This is a genomic window from Stenotrophomonas sp. YJH_SMC_131 (genome assembly GCF_059367975.1).
Genome location: NZ_JCAFRJ010000004.1, coordinates 157,780 through 181,015, shown reverse-complemented (window position 1 = coordinate 181,015; position 23,236 = coordinate 157,780). Strand labels below are relative to the sequence as shown.

The window sequence follows — 23,236 nt, the reverse complement described above, 5'->3', positions numbered from 1 at the left end:
TTTTCCAGGACGTCCGCTGCATGGCAAGCACTGAACACGCGCTATCGGTACGCGAGAAGCTCGGCTACAGCCTGGGCGATCTCGCCGCCAACCTGATCTTCCAGACCCTGATCACCTACCTGGCGTTCTTCTACACCGACGTCTACCGCCTGCCAGCTGCGACCGCGGCCACGATCATCTTCGTGGTGGGCCTGCTGGGTGCGTTCGTGTTCACGCCGTTGATCGGCATCGCGGCTGACCGGACGACCACCCGTTGGGGCCGCTTCCGGCCGTGGATCCTGTGGACGGCCATTCCTTTTGGCGTACTGTCCCTGCTGGCGTTCAGCACGCCGGACCTGGGCGAGCGCGGAAAGGTGATCTATGCACTGGCCACCTACGCGCTGCTGGTGTGCGTGTACGCAGCGAACAACCTGCCGTACTCGGCGCTGAGCGGCGTGCTGACCGGCAGCATGGCCCAGCGCAACAGCCTTTCGGCCTACCGCTTCGTGGCCGTGATGATCGCGCAGTTCATCATCCAGGTGCTGCTGATGCCGCTGGTGCTGATCCTGGGTGACGGCGACCGGGTGCGCGGCTTCGAGCAGGTCATGACCGCATTCGCCATCATCGGCACGGCGTTCTTCCTGATCACGTTCGCCACCACCCGCGAACGCATCGTGCCGACGCGTGAACAGACCGGCGGCATAGTGCAGGACCTGTCGGACCTGCTGCACAACCGCCCGTGGCAGGTGATGCTGGCCCTGACCGTGCTGGTGTTCATCAACCTGGCATTGAAAGGCGGTACCTACATCTACTACTTCCAGTACTACATGAGTGAAGCGGCGCTGGCCGGCTTCCTTGAAAACTCGGGGTTCAACGGCCTGGTCAGCGCGTTGAATGCTGCGCTGGCCAGCGCCGGCTTCGCGGCGTTCACCTGGCCGAAGGACGCGGCCACCTCGGCGTTCAGCCTGTTCAACGCGTGCGGCATCCTCTGCATGATCCTGGGTATCGGCGCATCGCGACGGCTGGCGGACCGCTTCGGCAAGCGCGACGTCTTCGGTGGCGCCCTATTTGTCTCGACCCTGTTCCTGCTTGCCTTCTACCTGTTTCCACCCACGGCGGTGGCGGTGGCGTTCGGCGCCTTCATGCTGCATGGCTTCTGCTACGGCATCACCATCCCGTTGCTGTGGGCGATGATCGCCGACGTCGCGGACTACTCGGAGTGGAAGAACCATCGGCGGGCAACCGCGATCATCTTCTCGGCGATGCTGTGCGGGCTGAAGATCGGCCTCAGCGTGGGCGGCGCGCTGGTCGCCGCGATCCTCGCCCACTACGGCTACCAGGCCGGCCTGGCGCAGCAGCCTGAGGCCGTGGTGCAGGGCATCCGCCTGACCGTAAGCGTCTACTGCTCCCTTCCTTTCCTGCTCGCCGTGGCGCTGCTGGTCTTCTACAGGATCGACAAGCGCACCGAAACCCGCATCGAGCAGGACCTCCACCTGCGTCGCCGTTCCGCCGACGCCTCCGTGTAACTCCAAGATGACGACCATGATCGACCTCTCTGCCGGCGAAGACGGCCAGGCCAGCGAAGCCCGTCTTGCGCAGCTCACCGCGCACGCCATTTCGCAACCGCTGGTGACCCACATCTATACCGCCGACCCTTCGGCGCATGTGTTCGAGGGGCGCCTGTACATCTATCCGTCGCACGACATCGACGGCGGCCAGCCATTCGACGACGAAGGTGGCCACTTCGGCATGCAGGATTATCATGTGCTGAAGATGGATACGCCCGACGGCACGGCCGTCGATTGCGGCATGGCGTTGCATGTGCGCGATGTGCCCTGGGCCCGGAAACAGATGTGGGCCCCCGATGCCGCCTGCCGTGATGGCCGCTACTACCTCTACTTCCCGGCCAAGGATGCCGAGGGCCGGTTCCGCATCGGCGTGGCGATCGGTGCGCGGCCGGAGGGCCCGTTCGTGCCCCAGCCGGAGCCGATCAAGGGTGCGTACTCGATCGACCCGGCCGTGTTCGAAGACGAGGATGGCAGCCACTACCTGTACTTCGGCGGCATATGGGGCGGGCAGCTGCAGAAGTATCGTGACAACCAGTACAGCGAGGCCCACGAGGAGCCCGAGGGCAGCGCACCGGCGCTGGGCCCGCGCGTGGGCCGCCTGGATGCCGGCATGACCGAGCTGGCCGAACCCACCCGCGAAGTGCAGATCCTGGATGAGCATGGCCAGCCGCTGCGCGCGGACGACCATGCGCGCCGCTTCTTCGAAGGTCCGTGGCTGCACAGGTACCAGGGTCGCTACTACCTGTCGTACTCCACTGGCAACACCCACCAGCTGTGCTACGCCATCGGCGACAGCCCGTATGGACCGTTCACCTACGCTGGCGTGATCCTCACCCCCGTGGTCGGTTGGACCACCCACCACTCCATCTGCCAGTTCGAAGGACAGTGGTACCTGTTCTATCACGATGCACTGATGTCCGGCGGCATCACCCACCTGCGCTCGGCCAAGTGCACGCCGCTGCACATGGAGCCGGACGGAAGCATCCGCACGATCAACCCGTATGGGGCCTGAGCGGATGCTACCGGTGGATGATGCGCTGGCTCCGCTGCCAGCCGGCGAGCTGCACTGGCTGAGGTGCGGCGAACTGGAGGTTGCGTTCGCCGCAGGGGCGGGCGGGCGCGTGGCGCACCTGCGCTACCAGGGCGTGGAATGGCTGGTGGATGCGCAGCAGGCAGGCCCGGCGGCGATCGCGTGGGGCTGCTACCCGATGGTACCGTGGGCCGGGCGCATCCGCCGTGGACAGTTCCATTTTGACGGCAGGCCGCATCGGCTGCCGCTCAACTTCGACGGGCACGCCATCCATGGGGTGGGTTTCTCGCGACCCTGGCGGATCGACCGCTTGGACGCGGCGGCAGCCCGGTTGTCGCTGGAGCTGCCGAGCGACGGCTACTGGCCTTTCGGTGGCGCTGCCGTGCTGGACCTGCAGTTGCAGGCTCACAGCCTGCAGATGGACCTCTCGGTCCAGGCCGGCGGCCAGGCGATGCCGGCGGTGCTGGGCTGGCACCCCTGGTTCCGGAAGCCGGAACGACTGCTGTTCAGTCCTCGCTCGATGTATCCGCGGGACAGGGAAGGTATTGCCACGCTGCCCCGCGTGGAGCCCACCACCGGCCCCTGGGATGACTGCTTCATCGCCGACGGTGACGTCACGCTGATACGCGAAGGCCAGCACCTGCGGCTGAGGTCGGACCACGACCACTGGGTGGTCTACGATGGTACGCCGCACGCCACCTGTGTCGAACCGCAGAGCGGCCCGCCAGATGGCTACACCCTGGCACCGCACCGGCTGGAGCCCGGCCAGCGCCTCGCGTTGACATTCGAACTGGCGTGGGCGGCGGACAGCACCTGAAACCCCGGCCAGGGCAGTCGATCACCCGGGTGCCGGGCGGTCGGTACGCCGCCCGGACCGGCCGTGGACCCGGTGCCTGACACCGGCCGCGCGCCAGGACCACCTGACATTTCCTACAGGTTCCAGTCGATCCGCATGCCGGCGATCAGCGCATCCGGCAGGTCATGCTGGCGTGCGGGCTCATTGAACTGGTCGGGGTGCACGATGTAGTGCAGGTTCGGTGCAACACGAAGCTGCGGGGTGAGCTGGATGCCATAGCTCAGCTCCATCATCACCTGGCTCCCGTGCGGGGTGCCGCTGCCACCGGCTGCGGCGCGGGCGAGGCGCAGGTCTTCCAGCGCGATGCTGCTGTACTTCTGCTGGGTCACGACGAAAGCGATGCTGTCCTGCGGCCGCCGGGCGAACGTGCCTTTCTGCACCAGGCCGGCCTGCAGGAAATGATCCTCGATCAACTGGCCGGAGGTGCCCTTGAGCGCCGCACCGAAAAGGGTCAGGCCGCGGCCGGCACCATCACTGGTGAGTTGCTGCTCGAAGCGGGCGAACGCGCCTGAGCGACCGTGACGCGTCGCGTATTCCTGGCCACTGAGCAGCGCGGGAATGCCGTTGGCATCGCGCAGCGGATCGCGATAGGTCGAGTTGTCCTGCCAACCACCGAGTTCGTAGCGGGCTTTCAGTCGTGCCGAAGCAGGGCTGCGCCAGCCGATCGTGTAGGGCACGATCCAGCCGGTGGCCTGGTTCGTATTCCACTTCAGGCCATGCTGGCCATCCTCGGCCTGGCTGGGATCAACCTGGTAGGCGCCGACGCGGACATAGACATCGGGCGTCACCCAGGCCGTGGCATCGGCCATCCAGCTCGACACCGGCCACCAGGTGAAACTGCTGGTGCGGAATACGTAGGTCGGGTTGCCACAGGCCGAGTTGCCCTGGAAGTACCGGCACAGGTCCGAACCCAGGTGATGGATGTTGGCGACGCTGCGCCCTGCTTCCAGCACCAACCGGTCGTTGAAGAACTTCTGTTCGAGGGTCAGGTTGGCCAGGCGCGTGCCCTGGCCGCCGTAGATTTCCTGCACCGAGGTGCTGTTGCCCGTACTGCTGTTGGCGAGATTGGTGCCATGGCGGTTGATGCCGTAGGCCTTGACCGTCGCACCTCGCCAGCCAAACGCCGCGTCCAGGTCCACGTCGGCACCGAACATCAGTTGGCCGGCATAGGCCGTGCCGCTGCGCTTGCCACCGTCGAGCGTGGCGGCCGCTTCGCCGGTGTAGGCGAGCTTCGGAGCGAAGACGTCGCTCGCGTCGGCCGCTGCGGCCAGTGATGGCAGGGCCAGCAGGATCACTGTCGGCAGCAGGCGGCGGGAAGGGGAGGTCATGGGCGGGTTCCTTTTACAGGGTGGGAGCCGTGACCGGCTTCTTGAGCACGCGCAGCGCGACCGCGGTGACGGCCACGCCGGCCACGAGTGCCAGCAGGTAGATGCCAAGGTGGGTGACTGCGTTCGGGATCGGCAGCACGAACACGCCGCCATGCGGCACCTTCAGTTCGACGCCTGCGGCCATCGAAATCGCACCGGCCACGGCAGAACCAAGGATCAGCGCCGGAATGGTGCGCAGCGGATCACGCGCGGCATAGGGGATCGCGCCTTCGGTCACGAAACTGAGGCCAAGCACGCCAGCGGCACCGGCCGTGCCACGCTCCTCGGCAGTGAAGCGGCTACTGAACAGCCATGTCGCCAGTGCGATACCCAGCGGCGGCGTCATGCCGCCAATCATCGTCGCCGCCATCGGCGTGTAGACCTGGCTGGAAATCAATGCGGTGGAGAAGGCGTAGGACGCCTTGTTGACGGGTCCGCCCATGTCCACCGCCATCATGCCGCCCAGCAGCAGGCCAAGCAGGATCGCGCTGCTGCCTTGCATGCCGCGCAGCCAGTCGGTCAGCCAGGCCAGCAGCCCAGCCACCGGCGTACCGATTACATACATCATCAACAGGCCGACCAGCAGCGTGCCCAGCACCGGCAGGATCAGCACCGGCTTGAGGCCTTCCAGGCTGCGCGGCAGCCGCAGCGCACGGTTGATCCAATGCACGCCGTAGCCGGCGATGAAACCGGCCAGGATGCCGCCGATGAAGCCCGCATCCATGTTGACTGCCACCAATCCCCCGATCATGCCCGGGGCGATGCCCGGGCGATCGGCGATGGAGTAGGCGATGTAGCCGGCCAGTGCCGGCACCATCAGCATGAAGCCGGACTTGGCGCCGATCTGGAACAGCGACCAGGCCAGCGTGCCCTTGTGTGCATCGTCGAAGGCATAGATGCCGCCGAGCGCGAACGCCAGTGCGATCAGCAGGCCGCCGGCAGTGACGAACGGCAGCATGAACGACACGCCGGTCATCAGGTGCTTGTAGGGGCCGGTGACCCTGGCCTTCTCGGTGGTGCGACCTGAAGCCACCGTGCCGGTCTGCACGCCAGCCTCGGCCAGCGCCTTGCGGATCAGGTTCTGGCCGTCATTGATCGCCGGCTTGGTGCCGCTCCTGAACAGGCGTTTGCCAGCAAAGCGCGACAGATCGACTTCGCGGTCGGCGGCGATCAGCACCAGGTCGGCGGCAGCGATTTCGCCGTCGCTCAACGCATCCTGCGCGCCGACCGAGCCCTGGGTTTCCACCCGGATCGCGTGGCCCAGTGCCTTGGCCGCCTGCTGCAGGCCTTCGGCCGCCATGAACGTGTGGGCGATGCCGGTCGGGCAGGAGGTGACGGCGACGATGCGCTTGCCCGCGTCATCCCTGGAAAGGGGGGCCGATGCTGCGGCGAGCTGCGCCAGCACGGCGAGCGGGTCGTCCAGCACTTCACCGAGGCCGGCGCGCACGATCTGGGCATTGCCGAAGCGGGCGCTGTCCGCCTCGCCGTCACCCACCAGCAGCAGCTGCGTTGCGGCGGCAGCCTGCGCGTCGGACAGTGCCCCGGTCACGCCCTGATTGCTGCGGATTTCGATCGCCAATTCGACCCTTTGCTGGCGTGCGGCGCGGCGCAGCGCTTCGGCGGCAAGAACGGCCTCGATGCTGCGTTCGCCAGCGGCGATGACTACGGTGGAAGCTTGCATGGCAACTCCTGGAATTCTTCGGGTTCGTCCTTGCAGCAGGGGCCATCGGTGGCCCAAGGCCAGCCGCAGCCCCCTCTGCAGGGGTTTCAATCCAACCGCTCGATCAGTACATCGCCGGTCCACGCGCGCACCTGCGCCGGGTCCAGCCGTCGCGCGTCGCCACTCTCCAGCCAGCTCATCGAGAACGCCGTGGCCAGTCGCGCACAACCGGCCAGGTCGGGGGAGGGCTCCAACAAGGCGGCGGCGATGCCGGCGACCATGGCGTCGCCGGCACCGACCGTACTGCCCTGCGCCAGTCGCGCCGGCCGTGCAACCAGGGCGCCGCTGCGATCAATGAACAGCGCGCCGTCGGCGCCCATCGAGATCGCTACGAGTGCAACTCCGCGCTCGACCAGGGCCCGGCCCGCGGCGCGCAGGGCGCTGCGATCCAGCAGCGGCGTGCCGGCCCAGGCCTCCAGTTCATGGCGGTTGGGCTTGACCGCGTAGGGCAGTGCACCCTGTGCACCACTCAACGCGGCGGCAAGCGCGTCGCCACTGGTATCCAGCAGTACGCGCGCGCCGGCGGCGCGCACCTGCGCCTGCAGTCGGGCCCATGCATCGGCTTGCAGCCCGGACGGAAGGCTGCCGGACAGCACCACCGGCAGCTGCGGCTGGAGCAGTGCGTCGAGTCGGCGCGATACCGCGTCCAGATCGGCGTCGCACAGTGACAGGCCGGGCAGGTTGATGTCGGTGGTCTCGCCGTTGGCATCTTCCACCAGCTTGATGTTGGTGCGGGTACGGCCCGGAATGCGCAGACACGCGTCTGCGATGCCCCGATCGGAAAACAGTGCGCTGAACACGCCGTCGTTGCCATCGCCGAGCACGCCCAGCGCAGTGGTCGGCACGCCCCAGTCTGCCAGGCAGGCGGCCACGTTGATGCCTTTGCCGCCGGCGTCGTCGCGGGAACTGCGGGCGCGATGCACGTGACCCGGTTGCAGGTGCGCCAGCCGCACGGTCTGGTCGATTGCCGGGTTCAGGGTAATGGTGACGGCGCGGGCGCTCATGCGCGCACTCCATCGAGGGCACGCACCTGCTCAGCGGTTTCGCAGTCCAGCGCCGTCGCAGCCAGCGTTCGCAGATCGGCCAGCGCGCTGCCACGCAGGCGTGCTTTCACGGCCGGGATGTCGTTCGGGGTCATCGACAGTTCGTCCACGCCCAGGCCGGCCAACAGCAGTGCGCCGAACGGATCGCCGGCCAGCCCGCCACAGACGCCCACCCAGCGCCCATGCAATCGTGCGCCTTCCACCGTGGCGCGGATCGCGCGCAGCACGGCCGGATGCAGGCTGTCGGCCTCGGCGGCCAGCTCCGGATTCTGGCGGTCGATCGCCAGCACGTACTGGGTCAGGTCGTTGGTACCGATCGAGAAGAAGTCGGCGTGGCGGGCCAGCACATCGCTCTGCGCCGCAGCGGCCGGCACTTCGATCATGATGCCGATCGGTACCCCGGGCGCCTGCAGTGCTGCGCGCTGGCGCTCGCAGATGGCGCGCAGTGCGACCAGCTCGCTCACCGAGGTGATCATCGGGAACATGATGGACAGGCGCGCGCCGTCTTTCGCCGCGCGGTACAGCGCACGCAGCTGCGGTTCCAGCAGGTCCGGCCGGCGCAGCAGCAGGCGCGCGCCGCGCACGCCCAGGAACGGGTTTTCTTCATGCGGCAGCTCCAGGTGCGCCACCTGCTTGTCGCCACCGATATCGAGCGCACGCACGATCAGTGGGCGGCCGCCGAGTGCCTTGGCCATCGCCACATACGTGGTGTACTGCTCATCCTCGCTGGGCGTACTGCCACGTTCAAGGAACAGGAATTCGGTGCGCATCAGGCCGACGCCTTCCGCGCCTTGCTCCAGTGCCAGCGGCACCTGCTCGGGCAGGTTGACGTTGGCGCCGATGTCGATGCGGTGGCCGTCCGGCGTCTGTGCCGGCTGCGCGCGTTGCGCCGCTTCACGCTCGCGGATCTGCTGCTGTTCGGCGATCCACGCGCGCGCCGAGGCGAGGTCGGCCTCGGACGGAGACAGGTAGAGCCGCCCGCTGCTGCCGTCGATGATCGCCTCGCGACCGGCGCTGATCGCGAGCAGCTCGCCCCCCCCGGCGACCAGCGCCGGCAGGCCGAGGGTGCGCGAGAGGATGGCGGTGTGCGAGGTCGGCCCGCCCTGCGCGGTGGCCAGGCCAATCACGCGGGTAGTGTCGAGGTTGGCCGTGTCGGACGGCGACAGGTCCGCCGCGATCAGGATGCACGGGTGCGCGGGCAGGTCGGCCAGGCCGCCACCGGCGGCCGACGGATCAAGCTGCGCCAGCACTCGGCGGCCAACGTCACGCAGGTCGGCGGCGCGCCCGGCCAGCACCGGGTTGCCCAGCGCGGCCAGGCCCGAGGCGATGTGTTCGATGGCCTGGTGCCAGGACCATGCGACGCCATGGCCTTCGACCATCAGCTGGCAGGTACGGGTAATCAGGTCGGTGTCGTCCAACAGCGCGGCATGGGCCTTGAAGATGGCGGCGTCCGAGGCGCCAAGCCGGCGCTGGGTGTCATCCTGCAGCGCGGCCAACTGCTGGCGGGTACGTGCGAGCGCGTCCTGCAGACGCGCCCCGCCTTCGCCGAGCGGGGCCGGGCGATCGGCGACCTCGGCCTGCGTGCTGGCCAATACATGCACCGGGCCGATTGCCAGCCCAGGGCTGGCACCGATGCCGACGATGGCAGCCTGTGCCTCGGGCGGATTCCAGCCTGCCACCGGCGTGGCCTTGCGTTGTGCTGCGCGTTCGGCGTCGGCCTTTTCCTGTGCCACCAGGTCCTCCATGACCCTGCGCAGCGCGGTCAGCAGGGCAGGGGCATCCGCCCCCTCGGCAGACACGCTGACGGCATCGCCATGACGCAGGCCAAGTTGCAGCAGCGCGACCAGACTCTTGGCGTCCGCTGCCTGGTCGCCGGCACGCACCTGGGCGCGGGCCGCAAAGCGGCGCGCCGTCTCTGCCCAGCGCGTGGCCGGGCGCGCGTGCAGGCCGCTGGGGTAGGCAATGGTCCAGTCAAAGCGCTCGGCCAGATCGGTGGCCGGTACCTGGGCGGTCGTGATCGCAATGTCGCCGGTCAGCGCGTTGACGATCTCACCCGCATCGGTGGTCGCAAACAGGCGCTGCAGCGTTGCCTCATCCTGGATCAGCCGGGTCAGGCGGCGCAGCAGGGTAATGTGGGTATCGGACTGGGCAGCGATGCCAACCACCAGACGGGTGACCTGCCCCGGATTCCATTCCACGCCTTCCGGCAACTGCAGCACGGCAATGCCATCGCGGCGCACCAGATGGCGGTCCTCGCCAAGCCCGTGCGGGATTGCCACGCCATGGCCGAGGAAGGTGTTGGCCAGCGCTTCGCGCCGTCCCATGCTGGCCTCGTACCCCGGCGCCACGCAGCCGGCCGCGACCAGCATCTGCGCGACCTGGGCGATCGCATCGGTCTTGTCCTGCGCCCGCGCGTCCAGGCGGATCAGTTCCCGGCTGACGGGGGAGGGGAAGGTCTGGGGCGACAAAGGGCGGCTCCGGCAAAAGGATGGCTGGGCATATTGGGAACGTTCCCACCGCCTATTTCAATGTGCACTGCACAAAATGCCAATAGCTCTTTGGCGTTAGCATTGTCCTGAACAGCCGCCGGGCCATGGCAGGCGCACTTTTCCGGGAACGTTTCCAATGAGTATCAGCATCAATGACGTCGCGCGTGTAGCGGGGGTATCCAAGTCCACCGTGTCGCGGGTGCTCGGGGGCGGCCCGGTCAGCGAAGAGGTTCGCGGCCGGGTCGAGGTGGCGATCCGCCAGACCGGCTATCGGCCGAACCTGCAGGCAAGGCGGCTGCGCTCCCGGCACACCGGCATCATCGGGTTGATCGTTGCGGATATCCGCAACCCGTTCTTCACTGCGCTTATCCGTGCGGTGGAGGAGGTCGCCTATCGCGAAGGCCTGCGCGTCACGCTCTGCAACACCGACGAAGACCCCGAGCGCGAGGCGCTGTACCTGCAGTTGATGCACGAGGAGCGCATCAGTGGACTGATCTTTGCGCCCACACGGACCACGGTGGGGCGGCTGGAACGGCTCACGCTGGACTTCCCGACGGTACTGGTGGACCGCGCCGCGGCCAGCGGGTCGATCGACAGCGTGGTGCTGGACAATCCCGCGGCGATGGGCGCCCTAGTCGAGCATCTCGTCGAGCGTGGCTATCGCCGCATCGGCGGCCTGTTCGGCAGCACCAGCACCACGGCGGCCGAGCGCCGCGACGGCTATCTTGCTGCGATGCGCACGCACGGATTGGAGCCGGATTACCGTGAAGTCGAGCCAACGGCCGAGGCCGCCATCGCAACGGTCGACCAATGGCTGGCCGGCCCTTCGCGTCCCGACGCGCTGGTCACCAGCAACAGCCTGCTGCTCATGGGTGCATTGAAGGCGGCACGCAGCGCCGGTCTCGCCATTCCAGGAGAGCTGGCGCTGGCAGGGTTCGACAACGAGCGCTGGACCGAGCTGGTCGAACCTGGCATTACCGTGGTCGAGCAGCCGGTTGAAGACATGGGGCGCGCTGCGATGTCGCTGTTGCTGGAACGCCTGCGCATGCCGGAGCTGCCCGTGCGCAGGCTGGTGATGACGGGAAGGTGCGTGGTGAGAGGGTCGACGGCTGGGCGATAGTCCGGCACCGCCCTGCGGCAGCCGCCAGATGTTGGCGGGTCATGCGTTGTCTGCTACAAGCCAACTGTACGCAGACACAGTGGAGGATCGCCTTGTCAGAGCCCTATTCAGCACTGCTCCGCCTGAAGATTTCCCACCACGATCTTTCCAGATGGCTGGCAGCGCCCGTGCCTTCATCATCCCGTTGGTCCGACTGGCGAGGCATCTCCGGGCAGTGGCGCATGGAAAACGGTCAATACCTTGCCTCGTGCAGCGACGAGGCGTTGGACCACCTGCTCGCGGATTGCCAGGCGCTGTTGGCCCGCTACCCCGACAATCGCGCCGCATTGAAGGCTTTCCTTGCCTCTGCACAGGCCGGGAATATCCAGATTGCCGCCTATGACCGCACTGCTACGCACTTTGTCGCAGGATCGCTGACGTATTCGGAGAGCCTTTACGATCTCATCGCGTTTCTTGCCGTGGCACGAGGCGCCGCCGACTTCCTGAAGGGGGGCGACGAAGGCGTGGCACTGATCCACGACTATCTCTGGGCCGAGGAAGGTGAGCAGGAGACGGTTGCTGCGATTGGGCTGGCCGGCCCCGGGGAATCCGGATTCCTGTCATCCGCAGACCTGGATGCCGCCACCGAGCCCTTCGAAACATTGGTGGAGGCCATGCTGGAAGCCGAGGACGACCCGGAGTTTCGTCCGCGCAAGCAGCTTGATCGGCTTTGACCTCTGCCGCGTGGCGTCCATGAAAGCAACAGCCAGGGCCTCAACATGAAGAGACATCACCAACCCCAGGCGCGCCGCGTCATGCGTCGGCTCCTCGCACTTGGCCTCTGCGCGCTGGCTGGGTCCGCTTTGGCCGGAACAATGCAGCCGGTACGGACCTGGCTTGTCAGCGGCACGGAACTCATTACCCTCCTGCAGGGGAAAGGCGATGACGGGTTCTGCGACGGCGAACAGTGCCGGAGCCTGTCCAGCGCTCGCGCCAGCGGCTATATCCTGGGCGTCGCCGATGCCAGCCGCGGACAGTGGTGCGGGCAGCGCCAGATCCTTCCGCATGAACTGGTCGACCATGTGTCTTCCCATCTCCGGCAACTGCCCCGCGAGCGATTGCAGCAGGATGCGTCGCCACTGGTTGTCGAAGGGCTGCGCACGGCGTTTCCCTGTGGTCGCGGCACACCACGTGGCAACAGTGCCGAGCCCGGCAATGACCAATGAAGCACGCCGCGCCCGCTTGGCGACGATGCGGACGTCCTACACCCTCGCGACACGGTGCATTCACGGCCACCGACATTCGCGCTCGCCACACTGCATGTTCCTTCCACAGCACGAGGTGCCCCATGGCTACCTGTGATGTCTGCGGCAACAACTACGACAAGAGCTTTACCCTGCAGCAGGGCGGGCGCAGCGGCACGTTCGATTCGTTCGAGTGCGCGATCCACGCATTCGCACCCCGCTGCGCACACTGCAAATGCGCCGTCATTGGGCATGGCGTTGAAGGAAATGGCCAGATCTTCTGCTGTGCACATTGCGCCGGTCATGCCGGCGTACAGGGTATAGCCGACCGGGCCTGAGCTGCCTTCAGCGCCCTCCTGCTTCCTGCCCAGAGACAAGCGAAGAAAGCCGCGCGATCCGGGCTGCACCCGAATCAGCCAGCAGCGCCAGTGCGCGCCGCTTCCGGGATGGCAGCCCCGCCACGACCTCCGATGCCAGCACGACGTCGAACTCTCTGGCGTTGGCATCCAGCGCGGTGGCCAGAACGCACGAATCGGCCGTCATGCCACTCAGGCACAGGCGGCGCACGCCCAGTTTGGCCAGCAGAATCGGCAAGGGACTGGCCAGGAACGCCGAGTGCTTGGGCTTGAGCACGAAGTAATGACCGGGCAAGGGCGAGAGAAGGCTGGCAATTCGTCCCGCCGGACCGCCGTCGCGCCGGCACTGTTCCACCTGCTGGCGGAAATCGCGCTTCCAATCCGAGAAATTGTCATTGGCGTAGATGACCGGCCACCCGCGTTCGTCGAAGTGATCCCTCAGGCGCCGGATCTGCCGGGCCGCCCGCTCTGCCGCGGGCGCCAGCTCCTGCGCGCCCGGGAAATCGAAACGGCTGAACATGTCGATGATCAGCAAGGCCGTCGACGGATCATCTGCCATGGTTCAATCTCCTGTCTGGGTATGCGGCGCCTCGACCGGCTTGGACTGCGGCGAATCTTTCTGGCGCAGGAAGATCGTCAGCACCACCAGAGACAGCACGGCCAGGAACTCGCTTTGCCAGTTCTGCATGGATTCGAACCAGAATGTGCTGCTGGCGAGGTGCTCCACAAAGCCTGGTGGCGGCAATCCCTTCAACTGCTGTTCGGCCTCCTCGGCGCGCCAGCTTCCCAATGCATGCAGCGTAAAGCTGAACAGGAACAACAGCCCGAACGCAATCGCCAGCGAATGACCGTAAAGAACCTTCCACAGGCCACCGCGCCTGACCGGCCAGGGCGTGCGGCCGGGTTCGATGCGATTCTGTTCCTGCGCGGGGTCCAGCGGCCGCGATTCGGCCGAACCGCGCTGGCGCAGGCTGACCGTCAGCAGAACGTACATCCCCATCTGCAGGAATTCGCTCTCCCAGTTCTCGAACGTAGCGCTGACGAAGTGCCCGGTAGCCAGGTAGTGCGAGAAATCGATCGGCATGCGTCCGTGCTCGACCAGTTCCTGGTTGTGCACGTGATGCCCCGCAACTGCCTGCCCCACAATGAACACCAACGTGAGCGCAAGCAGCACCAGCGAGAGACCGTTGCGTTTCCACATGCAAGACCTCGTTGAGGCTGCTCCAAAGACCGTCCATGAAGCTTGCGCCGACAAAGAGCCATGCCTCGTGATTGCTGCGCATCCGGAATGTGAGGCGGACTCAACGCTTCCCCGTCGGATCGGGATCAGGGCGCTCGTAGTCCTCCGGTACCGCCTTGGGGCCATCGCCGTCGTCGGGCATGTCGTGCTCCTTCCATCTGGCTCGATCATTGCGCCGTTTGTCCGGCGTGTGCGCCTTTGACTGATCGTCCACATCCGTCGTTGGATTGAAGGGCAGTTTGTCGTTCATGGGCAGCTCCTGCGGCGAGAGAGTGAAGCCTGCGCCGCGCCGGGTTAACGCCACGACGCTGCAGAATGAACGCCGCGCACACCGGGATGTCACTGCAGCCGGATGGCGGCCTTGCGATGCTGAAGGCCCGAGCTCCTGGAGCAGCACGATGCAGGCATTGACCTATCACGGCCGCAGGGTTGTGCGCGTCGAGACTGTGCCCGACCCGGTACTGGCGGCGGATGACGATCTGATACTGCGGGTGACCGCCACCGCCATCTGCGGTTCAGACCTGCACCTCTACCGCGGCAAGATTCCTGATCTGCACGATGGCGATGTACTGGGCCACGAATTCATGGGCGTGGTGGAAGAGGTCGGCAGCGGCGTGACCCAGGTGAAGCCGGGCGATCGCGTGGTGATTCCCTTCGTGATCGCCTGTGGCGAGTGTTTCCACTGCAGGCTGGCCGAATATGCCGCATGCGAGACCACCAATCCTGGCAAGGGCGCGGCGCTGAACCAGAAAGGGCTGCTGCCTCCAGCTGCTTTGTTCGGATACAGCCATCTGTATGGCGGCGTAGCCGGTGGCCAAGCCGAATTCGTACGCGTGCCGAAGGCCAACGTGGGCCCGTTGCGCATTCCGGAAGGCGTGGCCGATGAGCAGGTGCTGTTCCTGTCTGACATTCTCCCGACCGGCTATCAGGCCGCGCTGAACGCGGGTGTGAAGCCCGGCTCGACGGTGGCCATCTTCGGCGCCGGTCCGGTTGGGCTGATGAGCGCGGCCTGTTGCCGGCTGCTGGGAGCAGAGACCATCTTCATGGTCGACCACCTCCGTTACCGCCTGGACTATGCACGCCGTGCTTACGGCGTGACCCCCATCGACTTCAAGGAGATCGAAGACCCGGCCGATTACATCCTTACCCAGACCAGTGGGCGGGGCGTAGACGCCTGCATCGAGGCCGTAGGCTTCGAGGCCGAGGGCAGTGCGCTGGAGTCAGCGTTGACCGCTGTAAAGCTGGAAGGCAGCAGTGGCGTGGCGATACGGCAATGCATCGCGGCAACGCGCCGTGGCGGCGTGGTCAGCATTCCAGGCGTCTATGCCGGCTTCATCCATGGTTTTCTGCTGGGTGATGCGTTCGACAAAGGACTGACATTCAAGATGGGCCAGACCCATGTGCAGGGGCTGATGCCGGAACTGCTCGACGCAATCATGGAAGGAAAGCTGGATCCGGGTGACATCATCTCGCACCGGATGCGCCTGGCCGACGCTGCGCAGGGCTACGCGATATTCGATGCCAAGGATGACGACTGCCGCAAGATCGTGCTGACACCCTGAGCATGCTGCCATGAGCGCGATTGCCGCCGGTGTCTACGCACTGTGGCTGGCTGCCGGCTGGCTGGACTTCCATTTTCACCGGCGGACCGACCTTCCACACACCTCCGCGATGCGCGAAAGCCTGTTGCATGGGGTGCAGTTGCTGCTGATCGGCAGCGGGGTGCTCGCATGGCTCCTGCTGGAAAACACGCTGTCGCTCGTCACGTTTCTGGCACTTCTGGTCCTCGCGCACGCAATCGCCGGCTACTTCGACACCGTCAGCGCGGACGGCAGACGACGCATCAGCCCGGCAGAGCAGCATGCGCACAGCGTGCTCGATGCCGCGCCGTGGGTCCTGCTGGGCTGGGTGGGCTGGCAGGTCCACCCCCGGTGGTCGCTCGACGTGAAGCCTGCAGCACCGGGCGTCTGGTGGCTGGTCCTGCTGCCGGCGCTGGGCGTGGTCGTGCTGCCATGGTTGTGGGAGCTGCGGCAGTGCCTGCGCGCACGACGGCAGCGCGGGCAAGCGAGCGCGTGAGGATCATCGCGCAGAGAATTCATGCGCCGGCTACGCCTCCCAGACAGCGATGTGACCGCTTGCCGCCTACGTTCGACATGTCTCTCCATTTCAGGCTCCTTCATGCAGCATGTGACGTCGCCGTCCCCGCTGGAGGGCCGCGCTCGCGAGGTAGTGGTCCAGCGGCCCGACCTGCCATTGCCCGGAAGCGGCCGCACGCTGCGGCGGTGGCAGGCGCTGGCGGCATGGGGGGCGGAAGACCTGTGCCTGGCCAAAGTGCTTGAGGCGCACTACGACGCCCAGGCGATCATCGCCGAACTGAACGCGCCCGAACTGGCTGAAGGCCAGCTACTGGCGGTCTGGGCCGCGGAAGGTCCAGCCAACACACTCCGCTTCGATGCCCACGGCCAGCTCCATGGTGACAAGCCCTGGTGTTCCGGCAGCGCGTGGGTGGATGCGGCATTGGTAACCGTCCGCAACGCGCAGGGCGTGTGGCTGTGCCAGGTCGCGGCGAAACACTGGCGCACGCTTGCAGATGAGCCCTGGCCGGCCGTTGGCATGGCCGGCGTTCCGTCCACCACGGTGCGGTTCGACGGCGCACCGATGGCGCTTCTGGGAACGCGCGATGAGTACCTGCAGCGACCGGGTTTCTGGCACGGCGGTGCGGGCATCGCGGCAGTCTGGTTCGGCGCGGCGGCCGCCTTGGCCGAGCGCATGCGGCCAGCCTGCACCGAGGGAAATCGCGCGCGATTACTGGGTGAAGTGGACCTCGCCTTGGGCCCGGCGGCGGCGCTGCTTCGCGAAGTGGCGGCACGCATCGACGCCGCGCCGGAATCGGCGCACCGCGAAGAGGTCGTGCGCCTGCGCTGCGTGGTCGAGCGCGCGGCGACGCGTGTCCTGGATCTGGCGGGGCGCGCACTGGGCCCGGCGCCGATGTGCCTGGAAGATGCCCACGCCCGTCGCTGCGCGGACCTGACCGTGTTCCTTCGGCAGAACCACGCAGATCGCGATTGGGAATGGCTGGGCGGCCAGCGGGCGAGCCAGGAGGCGACATGGGCGCTGTAGCCAGGACACCCCTGCAGGGGGAAGGAACGCAGGAGCAGGCATGGCTGCGCTGCGATTGGCTGTGGCAGCGGCCGGCAACATCGGCCAATGCCCTGTGCGCCGGCCGTGATCGCGTCGTGGTGGTCGCACCCCATCCAGACGACGAGATCCTCGGCTGTGGTGGACTGCTCCGTCACGCTGCGGAGCAGGGCATGGAGGTACGCGTCGTCGCCGTGACCGATGGCGAAGCGTGCTATCCGGACGAGCACTGGTGGACGCCAGAACGCCTGCGCTCGGCGCGACGCGCCGAGCTTGCCGCAGCGCTGGGCGAACTCGGTATCCGCCCTGGATCCGCGTTTCATCTCGGCATCGCCGACGGCGCGGTCAGTGCGCACGAACAGGGCCTGGAAGACTGGCTGCAGCAGCACCTCCAGCCGAGCGACCTGGTCCTGGCACCCTGGCGCTTTGATGGGCATCCCGATCATGAAGCCGCAGGGCGTGCTGCCTGCAGGGCGGTGCGGGCAGTGGGCTGCCGACGCCTGGAGTACCCGGTGTGGGGCTGGCACTGGCTTGACCCCGCCTGCGCACATATGGCGTGGGAGGTTCCCAGGCTGATCGACATTTCAGCAGTGGCCGCCGCAAAACGAAACGCCATCGCGCACTTCCGGACCCAGACCGGCGAGGTGCCGGAACTGAACAGCCCGCCGGTGCTGCCCGCACATGTACTGACCCGATTCTTCCGGAACTACGAGGTATTCCTGGCATGAGCGCGCAACCGTACTTCGATGAACTGCATGAGCAGGAGGATCCCTTCGGCTATCGCAGCCGGTGGTATGAAGAACGCAAGCGTGCGCTGCTGCTGGCCAGCCTGAGCCAGCGCCAGTTCACTCGGGGCTGGGAGCTGGGATGCTCCAACGGCGTGCTGACCGAGGCCTTGGCCGCCCGCTGCGAGCGCCTGCTGGCCACCGACATCAGCCCACGCGCAGCGTTCCGGGCCCGCCGCAATCTGGCCCACCTGCCGCATGTGCAGGTCCATTGCGCCAGCCATCCCGAGCAATGGCCGCCGGGCCGCTTCGACCTGATCGTCTGCGGGGAAATGGGCTACTACCTGGGTGCAGCAGCGCTGCACGAGCTGCGCGCCGGCATCGATTCGGCCCTTCGCGACGACGGACTGCTGGTCGCCTGCCATTGGTTGCCTTCGTTCCAGGGGCGCGCAAGTCGCACCGACGTCGTGCATCGGTGCCTTGGCCAAGGCCTGCACGAAGCCTTCCACTATCGTGATGCGGACTTCGTGCTGCAGGGCTGGACGCGCAGCGCACTATCGCTGGCCCGCAACGAGGGCCTGCGATGATCGGCATCCTGGTTCCGGCCCATGACGAGGCAGCCAGCGTGGAGCGCTGCCTGCAATCGATCCGAAGGGCAGCCCTGCATCCCGAGCTGCACGGCGAAGCAGTGCAGGTGGTGGTTGCACTGGACAGCTGCTCGGATGCCACCGCGTCCATCTGCCAGCAGCAGCGGGTCGATACGGTGCGCCTGGAAGCACGCTGCGTCGGCGTTGCCAGGGCAGCGGCCGCCGCTGAGCTGCTCGGACGCGGTGCGAGATGGCTGGCGAGCACCGATGCCGACAGCGAGGTACCTCCCGAATGGCTGGTTGCCCAGCTTGAGGGCCGGTGCGACGCCTTCTGCGGACTGGTGGACATAGCAACCACCTCCAGGACGGAGAAGCGCCTGCGACGCGCGTTCCAGAAACGGCAGCAGTGGGGCGACGATCATGGGCGCATCCACGGTGCCAATTTCGGCGTCTCCGCCCAGGCCTATCTGGCGGCAGGGGGATTTGCTCCCCTGCGCTGTGGAGAGGATGTTGCACTGGTGAGGAGGCTGCAACGCCTCGGCGCTGACGTAAGGTGGGCCGGTGCTCCCATCGTCATGACCAGTGCCCGCCTGGTGGGACGCGCGACCGGAGGGTTCTCGGCCTACCTGGCCGGAATGGAGGGTGCGCGCCCTGCCACGGCGGCAGATCGGCGGATGGCGGTACCTGGAAGCGCCTCGGAAACCACGCTGAATTGGGCATGATGTGATGTTTTCCCGGCTGGCGTTTACGGTTTCGCCACGATGCCCGTCCTAGAGTGAAGCGCTGGAAGAGCAGGAGTGGCACCATGCCGAATCGAGCCATCGCCTACGTCAGCGAGGCCGTCAGTGGATTCTCGCCGGAACGTCTGAAAGCGCTGATGGACGATGCCGCGCGCTTCAATCGGGGCGCAGGGGTGACCGGGGTGCTGCTGTTCGACGGCGAACGCTTCCTGCAGTACATGGAGGGCCCTGCCGATGGACTGGATGTGGCCTTCTCCCGTGTCGCCGGCGCCAGCAGTCACATCCACCTGATCGAACTTGCGCGGGGGCGTGTCGGCCAGCGGCGGCTGCCGTTCTGGCCCATGCGTTGCCTGTCCGTCACTGCAGATGAGCTGCGCGAGATCGCCTGTGCCGACTGGACCAGCTTCATCCAGCGGGCAGCGACCGGACAGGCCGATGCCACGGCGATGGACAAGCTGCTGCTGATTGTCGAGCCCTACGCAAAGGCCGCCTGAGCCGGAAACCTGTTACTGCAGTGTGCCGCAGGGGAGAGGATGGAGCGAGGCAGGTTGTGAACCGCCTCATTTGGCTCTACGGCAAGGGCAGCATCATGGAAGGGCAGGACACTTCCTGCGTCAGAAGGAATCAACGTGCCCCTCCGCGCAATCGCTTACGCAAGTGAGGCGATACCGGGGCTTTCCATGGACCCTGTGGACGACCTCGCCAGGGCCGCTGCCCGCTTCAACTTCGAAGCAGGCGTGACGGGTGTGCTTCTTTACGATGGGCACCGCTTCCTCCAGTACATCGAGGGGCCGGAAGACAGCATCAACGTGGTGTACAGCCGTATCCTCGGTGCCCGCAGCCATTGCGAACTGCTTGAGCTGGGCCGGGGCAGGGTGTCCGGCCGGTTCTTTCCCTATTGGTCGATGCGGCTGCTCTGGACCGACCCTGCCGACATCCGCAGCGTCGCTCGTGGCAACTGGAGCGGGCTCTCCCGCGGTGGTGCGCTGCGCCAGCTGGGGCAGGTGGTAGCCCCACACCTGGCGTAATCCCGGCGTCTGCCGCTCAATGCGTGGCAGGGGGCGCGCAGGCGTCTCCCACGACCTGCTGGACGGCTTCCTGCAACTGGTCGATGTGGAACGGCTTGGCCACGAAGGTTGCGCGGCGGTGGCGCAGCGGCACCAGCTGGTCATAGACCGCAGAGACGAACAGGTAGGGAATGCCGAGTTCCGCCAGTCGATCGGCCACGGGGAACACCACGCCATCGCGGAGCTCCACATCCAGAACCGCGCCATCGAAACGTTGCGTATCCAGCAGCCCCAGCGCATCGAACACGCTGTAGGCGTGGGTCACCCGGCCGCCGCCGTCTTCCAGCGCCTGTTCCATCAGTGCAGCCAGGTCGAGCTGGTCTTCAACCAGCAGCAGGTTGCACCTGCGCTGGTCCATTTCCGATTGCATGCGCGCATGCCTGTGTTGCCTTGGGAACTGCAGTGTGTGCTGTATTGCATCAACGGCGCGCGTGGGCCGTGTCAGCCCAGCGCGAAGCCGCCCCGCGCAGGTGCTCCATGCCGTCGATGCGGCGTGGAAGGCGGTGCGCCTTTTTTGACGGCGCGTTGGCGGCGGCCATGGATACTGCCGCCGTCCCCCAGCACTGGAGCCATGACCATGCCTCGATCCGCCACCGACCCCACCGCCCCCTGCGCATTGCGCGTGGAGTGCATGTCCCTGGATTGCGGCGGCGCTGCGATCGTCGTGGAGCTGGATCGCACCCCCGAACGGGCATGGATGAAGTCGCTCAAGCGCGCCCTGCAGGAGGATGACGTGCTGGAGGGTGCCCAGGCCAAGTTCGATGGCCGCTTTGTCTACGTCGTGGGCGTGGAAGGTGGCGCGCACCGTGCGCAGCACCGGGTGATCCAGGCGTTGAAGGCGTCCGCAGGCGCGCGCGCACCCGCAGCAAGCCCCCGTCGCGACGCCGGCAGCGCTGTAGTGTCCGGCGCGATGCCCGCCTGACCGTACGGTCGGCGTTGCCAGTCACCCGCGGATGTTATGACCGCATCAGCGCCAGGTGCAGCGCGCACGCCCGCCGGCTCACGCCGGCCGACGAGGCAGTGATTGCTGCCTCGCCACCATGGTCTCCGGAGGCATGTCGCCCCACTACCGGAGACCGTGATGGCAGACCAGAACACCGTCCGCAGCGAGCGCCTGCTGAAATGGCTGCAGGATGCCTACGCCATGGAGCAGGAGGCGGAGACCATGATGAAGGCCATGGCTTCGCGCATCCAGAACTATCCCCATCTTGCCGCACGCATCGGCCAGCACGTGCTGGAGACGCAGCAGCAGGCCGCCTCACTGCGCGAGTGCATTGAAGCGCTCGGCGGAAGCGTGCCCACCGCCAAGGGGCTGTTCGCGAGCATTACCGCAGCGATCCACGCCGCCGGCAACACCCTGATGGAGGACGAGGTCGTCAAGAGCATCGGCATCTCCTTTGGCTTCGAGAACACCGAGATCGCCACCTACCGGGCACTGGTGATCGCGGCCGAGCGGGCCGCCGCGCCGGATATCGCGGCCGTGTGCGGCCAGATCCTGCAGGAAGAGATCGCCATGGCGCGCTGGCTGGAAGAGCACCAGGACAGCCTGGTCGGCGCCTTCCTCAACCGTGACGAAACGCCTGGCGCCCAAGCCAAGCGTTGATCCCGGTCCCGCCTGCCATACACAGGAGACAGTCCCATGTTCTTTCACCACAAGAAGCTGATGTACACCGTGCGCGTGCGCGAATCCAACCCGCAGCTTGCCAGCCTCATGCTGGAACAGTTTGGCGGTCCCCAAGGCGAACTGGCGGCTGCAATGCGTTACTTCACCCAGGGACTCGGTGAATGCGATCCGGGCCGCAAGGACCTGCTGATGGACATTGCCACCGAAGAGATCAGCCACCTGGAGATCATCGGCACCATCATCGCCATGCTCAACCGCGGCCCGAAGGCCATCCAGTCCGAGGGTCTTGCCGAAGTCGAGGACATGCGGCTGCTGGGCCAGAACAGCACCAGCCATACCGAACAGATCCTGTATGGGGGCGGCCCGGCGCTGGTCAATTCCAGCGGGGTGCCGTGGACGGCGGCCTACGTCGATTCGATCGGGGAGCCCACCGCCGACCTGCGCTCGAACATCGCCGCCGAAGCCCGCGCCAAGCTGGTCTACGAACGACTGATCACGGTGACCGATGATCCAGGCATCAAGGACGCACTGCGCTTCCTGATGACGCGCGAAATCGCCCACCAGAAGTCCTTCGAAAAGGCATTGCACAGCATCCAGCCCAACTTCCCACCGGGCAAGCAGCCGGGTGACCCCGCCTTTACCGACCTGTACATGGACATGTCGCAGGGCGACGGTGCCGATGACCTGCTGGGCAGCTGGAACAGCGGCGAGCTGTGGGAGCGGGTCAGCGACCGCGAGGCCCAGACCGCTGTGGACGGCGGTGACGGCAGCGCCACGGTGGGCCTGGACCCACGCGAGCAGGCGGCGGTGCAGGCCATGACCCTGCGAACGCTTTCCGATCCCGAAGCACGGCCGACAACCGGTGCCGAACTGGGCGCCGGGCCGGGCGCCGGTGCGCTCGACCTGCCGCCACGGGAGCCTTGACGCGGGACAGGCCGGGGCGGGCCTCCGCCCCACGTTTCGCGTAAAAAAAAGTGGGCGGACACGCTGTCCGCCCACATGGGGTGCAACCGGTCAGTCTCGATCAACGCTGCTGGCCACCGCGGTTGTTGTTGCCACCACGTTCCTGCTGCTGCTGCCGACCGCCCTGGTTGCCACCCTGGTTGCCGCCGCCATGGCTGTTCTGGCCGCCTTCGCGGCCGATGTCGGCCATGTGCTGGCGATCCTGGCTCACCGCTTCGCCGCCCTTGCGACCGGCTTCGCGCGCTTCTTCAGAGCTGAATTCATGGGCGCTGCCCGACTCATGCGCGGCGCGGCCGCCCTTGGCGGCGATCTCGCGCTGCTTGTCTTCGTCCATCGAAGCGAAGCCGCGGTTGCTGCTGCCCTGGTTCTGGTTCTGGTTGGCCATGGAAAGTCTCCTTGGA

27 protein-coding genes are annotated in these 23,236 nt (G+C 66.7%); 18 read left to right on the top strand and 9 right to left on the bottom strand.

Going from position 1 to position 23,236, the window contains the following annotated elements; all coding sequences use genetic code 11:
• Nucleotides 1-20: 20 nt before the first annotated feature.
• The 3 genes from AC5P56_RS10460 to AC5P56_RS10450 are packed head-to-tail and all read left to right on the top strand — an operon-like array spanning nucleotide 21 to nucleotide 3,394.
• On the top strand, nucleotides 21-1,505 hold the full coding sequence (locus AC5P56_RS10460; RefSeq protein ID WP_049439691.1) for an MFS transporter: 1,485 nt from the start codon (nucleotides 21-23) through the stop codon (nucleotides 1,503-1,505).
• A gap of 16 nt (nucleotides 1,506-1,521) precedes the next feature.
• Complete coding sequence (locus tag AC5P56_RS10455) at nucleotides 1,522-2,559, top strand: glycoside hydrolase family 43 protein (RefSeq protein WP_049439693.1); 1,038 nt, start codon at nucleotides 1,522-1,524, stop codon at nucleotides 2,557-2,559.
• A complete protein-coding gene (locus AC5P56_RS10450) occupies nucleotides 2,549-3,394 on the top strand; it encodes an aldose epimerase family protein (protein WP_041863456.1) in 846 nt (281 codons plus the stop codon). The genes AC5P56_RS10455 and AC5P56_RS10450 overlap by 11 nt, the downstream gene beginning before the upstream one ends.
• 113 nt (nucleotides 3,395-3,507) lie before the next feature.
• Here AC5P56_RS10450 and AC5P56_RS10445 read toward each other — a convergent pair whose 3' ends face one another.
• The 4 genes from AC5P56_RS10445 to ptsP form a co-directional block, all read right to left on the bottom strand.
• Nucleotides 3,508-4,761 carry a carbohydrate porin gene (locus AC5P56_RS10445; RefSeq protein ID WP_049439696.1) on the bottom strand — a complete coding sequence of 418 codons (1,254 nt, stop codon included), beginning with the start codon at nucleotides 4,759-4,761 and terminating at the stop codon, nucleotides 3,508-3,510.
• 13 nt (nucleotides 4,762-4,774) lie between these two features.
• Nucleotides 4,775-6,481 carry a PTS fructose transporter subunit IIC gene (locus tag AC5P56_RS10440; protein ID WP_445391671.1) on the bottom strand — a complete coding sequence of 569 codons (1,707 nt, stop codon included), beginning with the start codon at nucleotides 6,479-6,481 and terminating at the stop codon, nucleotides 4,775-4,777.
• A gap of 86 nt (nucleotides 6,482-6,567) precedes the next feature.
• Nucleotides 6,568-7,524 carry a 1-phosphofructokinase family hexose kinase gene (locus AC5P56_RS10435; RefSeq protein WP_495231618.1) on the bottom strand — a complete coding sequence of 319 codons (957 nt, stop codon included), beginning with the start codon at nucleotides 7,522-7,524 and terminating at the stop codon, nucleotides 6,568-6,570.
• Complete coding sequence (gene ptsP / locus AC5P56_RS10430) at nucleotides 7,521-10,031, bottom strand: phosphoenolpyruvate--protein phosphotransferase (RefSeq protein WP_262225117.1); 2,511 nt, start codon at nucleotides 10,029-10,031, stop codon at nucleotides 7,521-7,523. The genes AC5P56_RS10435 and ptsP overlap by 4 nt, the downstream gene beginning before the upstream one ends.
• Nucleotides 10,032-10,188: 157 nt before the next feature.
• Here ptsP and AC5P56_RS10425 point away from each other — a divergent pair, with 157 nt between their 5' ends.
• From AC5P56_RS10425 to AC5P56_RS10410, 4 genes are all read left to right on the top strand, one after another.
• A complete protein-coding gene (locus tag AC5P56_RS10425; RefSeq protein ID WP_014647193.1) occupies nucleotides 10,189-11,172 on the top strand; it encodes a LacI family DNA-binding transcriptional regulator in 984 nt (327 codons plus the stop codon).
• A 92-nt stretch (nucleotides 11,173-11,264) separates the two neighbouring features.
• A complete protein-coding gene (locus AC5P56_RS10420) occupies nucleotides 11,265-11,885 on the top strand; it encodes a hypothetical protein (protein ID WP_445391669.1) in 621 nt (206 codons plus the stop codon).
• Nucleotides 11,886-11,966: 81 nt separating this feature from the next.
• Nucleotides 11,967-12,377, top strand: a complete 411-nt coding sequence (locus AC5P56_RS10415) for a Rap1a/Tai family immunity protein (RefSeq protein WP_049439705.1) — start codon at nucleotides 11,967-11,969, stop codon at nucleotides 12,375-12,377.
• Between the two features lie 122 nt (nucleotides 12,378-12,499).
• Entirely contained in the window at nucleotides 12,500-12,733 is a 234-nt protein-coding gene (locus tag AC5P56_RS10410; protein WP_014647190.1) for a metallothionein, read from the top strand.
• A 7-nt stretch (nucleotides 12,734-12,740) separates the two neighbouring features.
• Here AC5P56_RS10410 and AC5P56_RS10405 read toward each other — a convergent pair whose 3' ends face one another.
• The 3 genes from AC5P56_RS10405 to AC5P56_RS10395 all read right to left on the bottom strand — a co-directional run bounded on the left by AC5P56_RS10405 (nucleotide 12,741) and on the right by AC5P56_RS10395 (nucleotide 14,241).
• Nucleotides 12,741-13,310, bottom strand: coding sequence for a cysteine hydrolase family protein (locus tag AC5P56_RS10405; protein WP_227863765.1), 570 nt, complete (start codon nucleotides 13,308-13,310; stop codon nucleotides 12,741-12,743).
• Nucleotides 13,311-13,313: 3 nt separating this feature from the next.
• Nucleotides 13,314-13,952, bottom strand: a complete 639-nt coding sequence (locus AC5P56_RS10400; RefSeq protein WP_014647188.1) for a DUF6766 family protein — start codon at nucleotides 13,950-13,952, stop codon at nucleotides 13,314-13,316.
• A 100-nt stretch (nucleotides 13,953-14,052) separates the two neighbouring features.
• Entirely contained in the window at nucleotides 14,053-14,241 is a 189-nt protein-coding gene (locus tag AC5P56_RS10395) for a hypothetical protein (RefSeq protein ID WP_014647187.1), read from the bottom strand.
• A gap of 148 nt (nucleotides 14,242-14,389) precedes the next feature.
• On the opposite strand from AC5P56_RS10395, the gene AC5P56_RS10390 reads away from it, so the two are divergent.
• The 8 genes from AC5P56_RS10390 to AC5P56_RS10355 all read left to right on the top strand — a co-directional run bounded on the left by AC5P56_RS10390 (nucleotide 14,390) and on the right by AC5P56_RS10355 (nucleotide 20,209).
• Nucleotides 14,390-15,553 carry a zinc-dependent alcohol dehydrogenase gene (locus AC5P56_RS10390; protein WP_495231662.1) on the top strand — a complete coding sequence of 388 codons (1,164 nt, stop codon included), beginning with the start codon at nucleotides 14,390-14,392 and terminating at the stop codon, nucleotides 15,551-15,553.
• A gap of 10 nt (nucleotides 15,554-15,563) precedes the next feature.
• Nucleotides 15,564-16,067: a hypothetical protein gene (locus AC5P56_RS10385; protein WP_495231617.1), complete on the top strand. Its 504-nt coding sequence runs from the start codon at nucleotides 15,564-15,566 to the stop codon at nucleotides 16,065-16,067.
• Nucleotides 16,068-16,169: 102 nt separating this feature from the next.
• Entirely contained in the window at nucleotides 16,170-17,111 is a 942-nt protein-coding gene (locus AC5P56_RS10380; RefSeq protein ID WP_495231616.1) for an acyl-CoA dehydrogenase, read from the top strand.
• Nucleotides 17,099-17,857, top strand: coding sequence for a PIG-L deacetylase family protein (locus AC5P56_RS10375; RefSeq protein ID WP_495231615.1), 759 nt, complete (start codon nucleotides 17,099-17,101; stop codon nucleotides 17,855-17,857). Before AC5P56_RS10380 ends, AC5P56_RS10375 begins: the two co-directional genes overlap by 13 nt.
• On the top strand, nucleotides 17,854-18,441 hold the full coding sequence (locus tag AC5P56_RS10370; RefSeq protein ID WP_197620850.1) for an SAM-dependent methyltransferase: 588 nt from the start codon (nucleotides 17,854-17,856) through the stop codon (nucleotides 18,439-18,441). The genes AC5P56_RS10375 and AC5P56_RS10370 overlap by 4 nt, the downstream gene beginning before the upstream one ends.
• Nucleotides 18,438-19,163, top strand: a complete 726-nt coding sequence (locus tag AC5P56_RS10365; RefSeq protein ID WP_126412224.1) for a glycosyltransferase family 2 protein — start codon at nucleotides 18,438-18,440, stop codon at nucleotides 19,161-19,163. Before AC5P56_RS10370 ends, AC5P56_RS10365 begins: the two co-directional genes overlap by 4 nt.
• 83 nt (nucleotides 19,164-19,246) lie before the next feature.
• A complete protein-coding gene (locus AC5P56_RS10360) occupies nucleotides 19,247-19,675 on the top strand; it encodes a BLUF domain-containing protein (protein WP_126412222.1) in 429 nt (142 codons plus the stop codon).
• A 135-nt stretch (nucleotides 19,676-19,810) separates the two neighbouring features.
• Nucleotides 19,811-20,209 (top strand): BLUF domain-containing protein, encoded by a 399-nt coding sequence (locus tag AC5P56_RS10355; RefSeq protein ID WP_032955963.1) that lies wholly within the window; start codon nucleotides 19,811-19,813, stop codon nucleotides 20,207-20,209.
• 16 nt (nucleotides 20,210-20,225) lie between these two features.
• Here the strand turns inward: AC5P56_RS10355 and AC5P56_RS10350 are convergent, their stop codons facing one another.
• Nucleotides 20,226-20,618 (bottom strand): response regulator, encoded by a 393-nt coding sequence (locus AC5P56_RS10350; protein WP_014647178.1) that lies wholly within the window; start codon nucleotides 20,616-20,618, stop codon nucleotides 20,226-20,228.
• A 207-nt stretch (nucleotides 20,619-20,825) separates the two neighbouring features.
• Here AC5P56_RS10350 and AC5P56_RS10345 point away from each other — a divergent pair, with 207 nt between their 5' ends.
• The 3 genes from AC5P56_RS10345 to AC5P56_RS10335 all read left to right on the top strand — a co-directional run bounded on the left by AC5P56_RS10345 (nucleotide 20,826) and on the right by AC5P56_RS10335 (nucleotide 22,796).
• The gene (locus AC5P56_RS10345; RefSeq protein WP_100450505.1) at nucleotides 20,826-21,170 is read left to right on the top strand and encodes a hypothetical protein; all 345 of its coding nucleotides are present in this window, start codon (nucleotides 20,826-20,828) and stop codon (nucleotides 21,168-21,170) included.
• 159 nt (nucleotides 21,171-21,329) lie between these two features.
• Nucleotides 21,330-21,851 (top strand): ferritin-like domain-containing protein, encoded by a 522-nt coding sequence (locus AC5P56_RS10340; protein ID WP_495231614.1) that lies wholly within the window; start codon nucleotides 21,330-21,332, stop codon nucleotides 21,849-21,851.
• A gap of 36 nt (nucleotides 21,852-21,887) precedes the next feature.
• Nucleotides 21,888-22,796, top strand: a complete 909-nt coding sequence (locus tag AC5P56_RS10335) for a manganese catalase family protein (protein WP_495231613.1) — start codon at nucleotides 21,888-21,890, stop codon at nucleotides 22,794-22,796.
• 100 nt (nucleotides 22,797-22,896) lie between these two features.
• On the opposite strand, the gene AC5P56_RS10330 is transcribed toward AC5P56_RS10335, so the two are convergent.
• Complete coding sequence (locus AC5P56_RS10330) at nucleotides 22,897-23,220, bottom strand: KGG domain-containing protein (protein WP_495231612.1); 324 nt, start codon at nucleotides 23,218-23,220, stop codon at nucleotides 22,897-22,899.
• Nucleotides 23,221-23,236: the final 16 nt, after the last annotated feature.